Origin of the sequence: Rhodococcus sp. CX (assembly GCF_015865005.1) — a bacterium.
Taxonomy (GTDB): Bacteria; Actinomycetota; Actinomycetes; order Mycobacteriales; family Mycobacteriaceae; genus Rhodococcus.
Genome location: NZ_JADZGH010000261.1, coordinates 25,657 through 34,775 on the forward strand (window position 1 = coordinate 25,657; position 9,119 = coordinate 34,775).

Genomic DNA, 9,119 nt, shown 5'->3' on the forward strand with positions numbered 1-9,119 from the left:
ACTGATTCCGCAGCCACATCACCATCGACCCGCCCGGTCGCACTCGTCACCGGCCCCACCTCCGGACTCGGCGCGGCTTTCGCCCGATTGCTCGCCGAGCAGGGGCACGATCTGGTTCTGGTGGCGCGCGACGAGGCACGACTGCGCGCGCTGGCGGACGAACTCGCCGGCACGCACGGCGTGCGCGCGGAGATCATCGCGGCGGATCTCGCGACCGAGGCGGGGCGGGACGCGGCCTCCGAACGGCTCGCGAAGGGCGTCGACGTCCTCGTCAACAATGCCGGTTTCCTCACCGACGGTGAGTTCTGGGACGCGGACCTCGACCTGCTGCGCAGCCAGCTCGGGGTCAACGTCACCGCGGTGCTGGAGCTGACGCACGCCGCGTTGCCGTCGATGCGGGCTGCGGGCCGCGGCACGATCGTCAACGTCGCGAGTGTTTCGGGTCTGTTCACGGGCCCGGCGTCGACGTACAGCGCGAGCAAGGCGTGGGTCGTCAAGTTCTCGGAAGGGCTCGCCCACAAGGTCGCCGCGGACGGCGTGCGCATGGTCGCGCTGTGCCCCGGATTCATGGATACCGAGTTCCATCCTCGTGGCGGGCAGGACGTGTCCGGCGTCCCGAAGCAGCTGTGGCTCGACACCGCGGACGTCGCGCGGACCGCCCTCGAGGACGCGGCGAAGGGCCGGGTCGTGAGCATCCCCGGCCGGCGTTACAAGCTGTGGACCACCCTCGACCGGCTCAAGCCGCGCCGGTTCGTCTGGCGGGCCTGAACCGCTCCCCGGTAGAAGCGATCTCGGGGCCGGTGACGAAGTTCGTCACCGGCCCCGAGATGTTCGTCGCGGCTGTCGCGATGCGCTCGCGGATCAGCTCTCGTCGATGTCGAGCGCGCGTGCCAGCACCGGCCACGACTCCTTCAGCTCGTCCTCCCAGTAGCCCCACGAGTGGGTGCCGTCGTCGCGGAACTTGAAGGTCGCCGGAATGCCGAGCTCGTTCAGCCGGTCCTGCAGATTGTGCGTGCAGTAGTTGGTGGCGGCCTCGATCACGCCACCGACGATGACCTGGTTGGCCACGTTCCCGGCGTCACCGTTCATACCCGGGCCGTCGCCGTTGTCGTAGCGGCCGGGCAGGCCGGTGCCGTTCGAGACGTACAGTTCCAGGCCGCGCAGCTTCTCCGCGTGCAGGTACGGATCGTTCGCCTCCCACGCCGGGTCGTCGTCCGAACCCCACATGTTGACGACGTCGCCGCCGCCCCAGGTCTCGACCGTGAGCTTGACGAACTGCTTGCCGATCGGGTCCGACGTCTGCGCGCACCCGCTGTAGGCGGCGACGCCGTTGAACAGGCCCGGCTTCGCGGTCGCGAGCGAGAACACCGACGTGCCGGAGGAGGACAGGCCGGCGATGGCATTGACGCCGTTGGTGCCGAGCGCGGCGTCGACGATGGGTGGCAGTTCCTCGGTGATGAACGTCGTCCACTTGTTGTTGCCGAGGACCGGGTCCGGGGAGTACCAGTCGGTGTAGTAGCTGAACCGGCCGCCCAGCGGCGACACGACGTTGATGTTCTTCTCGGTCAGGAAGTCGATCGCGTCGGTCTGCAGACGCCACGTCCCGGCGTCCTCGCCGCCACCGGCACCGTTGAGCAGGTACAGCGTGGGCCGCGGTTCGCTCGTGTCGGCCGGACGCCACACGTCGACCGGGATCTCACGTCCCATCGACGCCGAGTAGACCCAGATGATGATCGAGTGCTCGTCGTACACCTCGGCCTTGGTGATCTTCGAACCGTTGGGCGACTCGACCGAAGCGAGAACCTTCCCGGTGTCGAGGACCGGATCGGCCCCCGCAGAGGCAGTACCCACAGCCATGGGCAGTGCGGCCGCGGTCAGTACCACGGCAAGGGACCTCGCGACGGCTACCGCCGTACGGTTCGTGTTTCGGCGCATGCGCTCGCTTCCCACCTTCTCCATTGCTGTTCCTGCGTGTCGGGTCACCGCGGAGCAGCGCCCTCGTACATGCGACGATGGGACCCCCGAAGGGATCCCATCGTCGACTGTTGCGAACGGTTGTCGCGTATCAGCCGATCACGAAGCACTGACCGCCGATCACGGCGAACAGGTTGCCCGGCGGGCAGTTCGGCGGAGTGACCGCGTCCGTGAGCTGATCCACGGTCAGGCCGATGAACGGGATCGGCGCCTGCGGCACGATCGGTTCCGCCTGAGCGGCACCCGCGGCGCCGAAAGCGATACCGGCAGCGGCTGCGCTGCCGAGCAGAACGGTCAGTGCACGACGCATCTGAGAACTCCTCCTGTAGGCGACCGCCGCAGCGGCCGGTTCAACGATGGCGGCGACAGCACGAACCCCCCATCGGTGCGGATCACACCGTACGCCAACGGTGACGATACCGTAAAGAAGTTCGGATCTCCGGCCGTGCATCGGCCGTCGAGGGACTATTGCCGTGATGAAACGGAAACCCGTTTCGCGACGATGAGACAACCGAACCCAGCCGGCGTCGGGGCTTCCGACGCCCCCGACAGGCAGGTCCACGACGATGATCCGACCGGCATCACGCGATGCGCTCCGCGCGCCCGGCCAGAGCAGAACGCGGCGTGCGCGAGTGGCCCAGGCGGCAGCGTTCGCCCTCGTCACCGCACTGTTCCCCGTTGTCACCGCCGGTGCCGCAGAGGCGGATCCGGTCATCGACAACGCACAGCCGCTCGCATCGCCGGTGTCGGTCAACGGTTCACGCATCACACGGATCGAGGTGCGTGACGCGCAGTCCCTCGTGATGTACGTGTATTCCGGGTCGATGGACCGGGAGATCCCGCTCGATATCATCCGTCCGAAGGACACGAGCGTGCCCCGCCCCACGTTGTATCTGCTCAACGGCGCCGGCGGCGGTGAGGACGGTGCGACCTGGCGGGCACGGACCGACGCGGCGACGTTCCTGGCCGACAAGAACATCAACGTGGTGACCCCGATGGCCGGCAAGTGGAGCTACTACACCGATTGGCAGCGGCCCGATCCGGTGCTCGGTGTCAACAAGTGGACCACCTTCCTCACCGAGGAACTGCCCCCGTTGATCGACGCCGGTCTGGGCGCCGACGGCGTCAACGCGATCGCGGGCCTTTCGTCGTCGGGCACGTCGGTGCTGCAGCTTCCCCTCGCGAAACCGGGCCTCTACCGCGGCGTCGCCGCGTACAGCGGCTGCGCGCAGACGTCGGACCCCGTCGGGCAGGCGTACGTGAATCTCGTGGTCGAATCCTGGGGCGACGGAAACACCGAGAACATGTGGGGCCCACCGGACGACCCCGACTGGGTGGAGAACGATCCCTACGTCAACGCCGAGAAGCTGCGTGGTCTGGCTCTGTACCTGTCGAACGGCAGCGGCCTGCCCGGACAGTACGACACCCTCACCGGACCCGACATCGACGGAGACATCGGGGTACTCGCGAATCAGGTCGTCGTCGGAGGGATCATCGAGGCCGCGACGAACGGCTGCACGCAGAACATGGCGCGAAGGCTCGACGACCTCGACATTCCCGCGACCGTCGTCTTCCGGCCCACCGGAACGCATTCGTGGGGTTACTGGCGTGACGAGCTCCAGAACTCCTGGCCTGTCCTCGCCGGTGCGCTCGGCGTCTGATCCGTATCTACAGCTCGAAACCGGAACGGCCGGACCGGAACCCACGTTCCGGTCCGGCCGTTTCCGGTTCTAGCCGTCGAGCCGGCGGAAGAAGCCGGTCCGGGCGTAGTACTCCACGTACCGACCGAGCACCTCCGCGTCCACGACCGGGCACTCCACGCCGGTCCCGGCCAGGTACGCGCGAGTCTTCTCGTCCGAGAACGTCTCGATCTCGGCGAGACCGGTCGCGAACTGGCCGGACACGAGCATCGCCCGCATCAGACTGTCGTCACCGGCCGCGGAGAGTTTCTCCGCCGTGGTGAACAACGCCTCCCCGAACTCGGGCACCGTCACCGTGCGCAGGTCGAATCCGTGCGCACGCAACTGCGTTTCGAGCTCGGACATCGGCACCCGCCGCTGCGACACGAGATGGTAGGTCCCACCCCAGGTCACCGGATCGACGGCGAGCTGCACCAGCGCCCGTGCGACGTAGTTGACCGGGACCATCGGCACCGTGCCGGTCGCGATGTCCGGAATCTGCTGCAGCGCGACGATGGCGCGCACCATGTTCCAGAACGCGTCGTCCGAGCCGCACGCACCGGTTTCCACGTCGCCGGTGATCAGACCGGGCCGGTAGATCGACACCGGAACGCCCCGTTCGCCGGCGAGCCGGACCACGGCCTCGCCGACCCACTTCGACTGGACGTACCCCGAGCCGCCGACCCGCTCCGCCTCGAGCAGATCGTCCTCGCCCGCGACGTACGGCCGCCCTTCCGCGAGCGCCGCCTCGTCGGTGAGGACCGAGCCGGTGGACACGAAGTGCAGCGGCTTGAGCCGGACGGTCGCGGCGAGCCGCAGCAGTTCCTCCGTCGCGAGCACGTTCGGCCGATGCAACCGGCTGTACGTCTCGATGTGGTTGACACGTGCCCCGTTGTGCACGATGGCGTCGACCCGCTCGGCGAGTTCGGCGAACCGGTCCTCGTCGAGCCCGAGCCGGTCCTGCCCGAGATCACCCGGCACCGCGACGATGCGGTCGGCTCCGGTGTCCCGCCAGGATCCGAAGCGGCGCATCGATTCCACGATGCGGGCCAGGCCGTGTTCGGGCGACTCGGCCCGGACGAGGCACCACACCTCGGCGTCGGTGCGATCGAGCAGTTCCCGCACCAGGTGCGAACCGAGGAAACCGGTGGCACCGGTCAACAGCACGACCTCGGGTTCGACGCGCGGCGGCTGCGCCCCGTCGGCGGTGATGTCCGCGGCGAGGCTCACGTGTTCCGCGAAGCTCGCGACGTCCGGTCCGCTGCGCTGCGGGTCGATCGCCCGCGCGAGATCCTCGACCTGCGGGTGGTCGAACAACTCCTGGACCCCGGCCTCGAGACCGGTCAGGTCCCGCAACCGGTTGATCACCTTGATCACCAGCAGCGAATGCCCGCCGAGTTCGAAGAAGTCGTCGTCGAGACCGACCCGCTCGACACCGAGGACCTCGGCGAACACGGCCGCGACCGCGAGTTCGACCGGCGTGACGGGTGCGCGGAACTCCCGCGCCTCGAACACCGGCGCCGGCAGGGCCCGGCGATCCAGCTTGCCGACCGGGGTCAGCGGCAGCTGGTCGAGGACCATGATCGCCGACGGAACCATGTGCGAGGGAACGCTTCTCGCCACGAACTCCTTGAGTTCGGCCGGATCGATCCGCTCCCCCGCCACCGGCAGCACGTATCCGACGAGCTGCGCCGACGAGGACTCGCCGTCCTTGTGCGCGACCGTCGCGGCCACGTCGACGGACGGGTGCGCGGAAAGGGCCGCGTCGATCTCGCCGAGTTCGATGCGCAGACCGCGGATCTTGACCTGGAAGTCGCTGCGCCCGACGTAGGCGATCTCGCCGTCCGCCGTCCACGTCACGACATCGCCCGTGCGGTACATGCGGTCACCGGGAACACCGAACGGATCCGCGACGAATCGCTCCGCGGTCAGACCGCGACGCTCGTGGTATCCGCGAGCGAGTTGCACACCGGCGATGTACAACTCGCCGGGCACGCCCACCGGAACGGGCCGCAACCGGCTGTCGAGCACCAGTTCCCGCATTCCGCGGATCGGCCCGCCGATCGTGACCGGCGCACCGGGGACCATCGGTTCGGAGATGTTCGACATGATCGTCGTCTCCGTCGGCCCGTAGCCGTTGTACAGCGACCGTCCGGGCGCCCACTTCTCCACGATGTCCGCCGAGACCGCCTCGCCACCGGCGACGAGATGCTGCAACGAATCCAGACCCGCCGGATCCATCGACGCCAGCACCGTCGGGGTGATGAACGCGTGCGTCACCGACTCGCGCCGGATCAGGTCCCCGAGTGCGTCCCCGCCGAACACGTCCGGCGGCGAGACCACCATCGCCGCGGCCGCGCCGAGCGCCAGCAGCAGTTCGAGGACGGACGCGTCGAAACTCGGCGATGCCACGTGCAGGACGCGCGACTGCTCCGTCGGCGAGTACCGCTCGTACTGCTCGACGCAGAAGTTGTGCAGACCGGCGTGGGTGACGGCGACGCCCTTCGGGAGGCCCGTCGAACCGGACGTGTAGATCACGTACGCGACCTGCGACGACCGGATCGGTGCGGGCAGATCCCGGTAGGTGACCGGCGCATCGGATTCGGCAGCGCACCGGGACCGCACGTCCGCGTCGTCGAGCACGAGCCAGTCGACACCGTCCGACAGTCCGTCGACGTGCGCCGACATCGTCAGGCCCAGAACGACTCCCGAATCGTCGATCATGTGCGCGACACGATCGGCCGGGTACTTCACGTCGACCGGGACGTAGCCGGCGCCGGTCTTCGCGACCGCCCACACGGCGAGCACGGACTCGATCGACCGCGGCACCGCGATCGCGACGAGATCGGACGATCCGATTCCCCGGCCGAGCAGCACCCGCGCCAGGCGCGAGGACTGCTCGTCGAGTTCCCGGTAGGTCAGCGAGCGGTCGCCGAAGACCAGCGCGGTCCCGTCCGGGTTCTTCGCGACGGCCTCCGCCATGAGCGCGGGCAGGGTCGACGTCCACACCCGGCCGCGAGGAGCGCGAGCGGCAGCGGCGCCCGCGCGGGCGGCGCCGACGAGGGCCGCGCGCTCGGAGTCCGCGAGGACCTCGACGTCCCCGACGACGATCGTGGGATCGGCGGTGACCGCGGCGAGCACCCGGCCGAACCGCTCGGCGAACGCCACCACGGTCGACTCGTCGAACAGGTCGGTCGCGTAGGTCAGGTCGACGCGGTATTCGCCTCCGGCACCGACCTCGGTGACGGTCACCTGCAGGTCGAAGCGGGAGACTCCGTCCTCGAATTCGACTGCGGCGAGCCGCAGTCCACCGAGATCGAACGCCGCAGCCGGCTGGTTCTGGAACACCAGAGCCACCTGGAACAGCGGGTTGCGCGCCGTGGACCGTTCGACGTCGAGCGCTTCGACGAGACGCTCGAACGGAATGTCGGCGTGTCCGAACGCGCCGAGATCCGCCGTCCTGGCCCGCGCCAGCAGGTCCGCGAACGTCTCGTCGGCCACCACGGGGGTGCGCAGCACGAGCGTGTTGACGAACATGCCGACGAGATCGTCGAGCGCGGCGTCACCTCGACCGGCCACCGGAGCACCGACGGTGACGTCATCGCTGCCGGACAACCGCGCCAGCAGCAGCGCCAACGCGGCGTGCACCACCATGAACGGCGTCGATCCCCGCTCCCCCGCCAGCCGGTCGATACCGGCCCGCACGTCGGCGGGCACGGTGAACCGGTGGGTGGCACCGCGGTGCGACAGCGCGGCGGGACGCGGCCGGTCGGTCGGCAGCGTCACCTCCTCGGGAGCCCCGGCGAGGACTTCGGTCCAGTACCCGAGCTGCTGCGCGAGCAGCGACTGCGGATCCGCCTCGTCGCCGAGCACGTCCCGCTGCCACAGCGTGTAGTCCGCGTACTGCACCGGCAGCGGCGCCCAGGTGGGGGTGCCACCCTGCACGCGGGCCGCGTACGCCGTGACGACGTCGCGGGTCAGCGGCGCGATCGAGAAACCGTCCGCGGCGATGTGGTGCGCGACGAACACGAACACGTGGTCGTCCTCGGCGATCCGCAGCAGAGCCGCGCGGACCGGAACCGCCGTCGTGACGTCGAACCCGGCCGTGACCAGCTCGGCGACCCGCTCGAGTACGGCGGTCTCCGAGACGTTCTCGACGGCCGGTGTCAGGCGGGCCCGCTCCGGGGACAGCACGTCCTGCACCCCGGTGCCGTCGACCTCCGGGTAGACGGTGCGCAGCACCTCGTGGCGGGCGACCACGTCGTCGACGGCGAGCTGCAGTGCCGCCACGTCGAGTGCGCCCGCCATGCGGATCGCGATCGGGATGTTGTACGCGGCCGAACCCGGGTCGAAGCGGTTGAGGAACCACATGCGGGACTGCGCCGCCGACAACGGGATCCGCTCGGGGCGGGGCTGCGGCACGAGTGCGGCACGACCCGGTCCGCCGGTGTGCGACTCGAGACGCGCGGCGAGCGCTTCGACGGTCGTCGCCTCGAAGAGCGCACGCACCGGCACCGCGGCGTCGAGCGCCGCTCCGAGCCTGGCCACGACCTGGGTCGCGACGAGCGAGTTGCCGCCGAGCTCGAAGAAGTCGTCGTCGACACCGATCGCGTCGATGCCGAGAACGTCCGCGAACACTCCGGCGACGATCTGCTCGACCGGGGTGGACGGCGCCCGGAACTCCCGCGCCTCGAACACCGGCGCCGGCAGCGCCTTGCGGTCGAGCTTGCCCGACGCGTTGAGCGGGAACGCGTCGAGCACGACGATGGCCGACGGCATCATGTAGGTCGGCAGCTTCCGGCTCAGCGCCTGGCGGGCCCGATCGAGGTCGAACGACTCCGGTGCTCCCGGCACGATGTACGCGACGAGCTGTTCACCGGTGGCGGTGTCGACGACGAGCACCGCGGCGGAGATGACCGCGTCGTCGTCGAGCAGCGCCGCCTCGATCTCGCCGAGCTCGATGCGCTGGCCGCGGAACTTGACCTGGAAGTCGGTGCGCCCGATGTAGACGAGTTCACCGCCCTGCCAGTACACGAGGTCACCGGTGCGGTACATCCGCTCGCCCGCCTCGAACCTGTCGGCCACGAACCGGTCACTCGTGAGGTCGACGCGGCCGTGGTAACCGCGCGCCAACTGCACGCCGGAGAGATACAGCTCGCCGGGCACGCCGTCGGGTACCGGATTCAGGCGGGAGTCGAGGACGTAGACCTTCGAATTCCACTGCGGCACACCGATCGGCACCGAGCCGGTATCGCCCGGCGCGGCCTGCCGGTAGGTGATCGAGACGGCCGCCTCGGTCGGGCCGTACAGGTTGTGCAGCCCGGCGCCGCTGATCCGCGCGAACGCCTCGGCGGTCGCTGCGGGCAGGGCCTCACCGATGACGAACACGTCGCGCAGGCCCGCGACGTCGCCCGCCGCCACCGCGGAGACGAACACCGACAGCATCGACGGAACGAAGTCGGTGAC

At 69.4% G+C, this 9,119-nt stretch carries 5 protein-coding genes; 2 read left to right on the forward strand and 3 right to left on the reverse strand.

What is annotated here, in order from left to right; all coding sequences use genetic code 11:
• Positions 1 to 768, forward strand: a 768-nt coding sequence (locus tag I0Q12_RS28845; protein ID WP_197257069.1) for an SDR family oxidoreductase, incomplete at its 5' end; no start/stop codon positions are given.
• A gap of 93 nt (positions 769 to 861) precedes the next feature.
• Here the strand turns inward: I0Q12_RS28845 and I0Q12_RS28850 are convergent.
• On the reverse strand, positions 862 to 1,935 hold the full coding sequence (locus I0Q12_RS28850; RefSeq protein ID WP_197257091.1) for an alpha/beta hydrolase family protein: 1,074 nt from the start codon (positions 1,933 to 1,935) through the stop codon (positions 862 to 864).
• A gap of 130 nt (positions 1,936 to 2,065) precedes the next feature.
• Positions 2,066 to 2,284, reverse strand: coding sequence for a hypothetical protein (locus I0Q12_RS28855; RefSeq protein ID WP_197257071.1), 219 nt, complete (start codon positions 2,282 to 2,284; stop codon positions 2,066 to 2,068).
• Positions 2,285 to 2,540: 256 nt separating this feature from the next.
• On the opposite strand from I0Q12_RS28855, the gene I0Q12_RS28860 reads away from it, so the two are divergent.
• The gene (locus I0Q12_RS28860; RefSeq protein ID WP_197257073.1) at positions 2,541 to 3,635 is read left to right on the forward strand and encodes an alpha/beta hydrolase family protein; all 1,095 of its coding nucleotides are present in this window, start codon (positions 2,541 to 2,543) and stop codon (positions 3,633 to 3,635) included.
• Positions 3,636 to 3,704: 69 nt separating this feature from the next.
• Here I0Q12_RS28860 and I0Q12_RS28865 read toward each other — a convergent pair.
• On the reverse strand, positions 3,705 to 9,119 hold a 5,415-nt coding region (locus I0Q12_RS28865), incomplete at its 5' end, for a non-ribosomal peptide synthetase (protein WP_197257075.1).

Coding starts and splice junctions, on each gene's coding strand:
- I0Q12_RS28850 (WP_197257091.1), bottom strand. CDS start 1,935: ATGCGCCGAAACACGAACCGTACGGCGGTAGCCGTCGCGAGGTCCCTT.
- I0Q12_RS28860 (WP_197257073.1), top strand. CDS start 2,541: ATGATCCGACCGGCATCACGCGATGCGCTCCGCGCGCCCGGCCAGAGC.
- I0Q12_RS28855 (WP_197257071.1), bottom strand. CDS start 2,284: ATGCGTCGTGCACTGACCGTTCTGCTCGGCAGCGCAGCCGCTGCCGGT.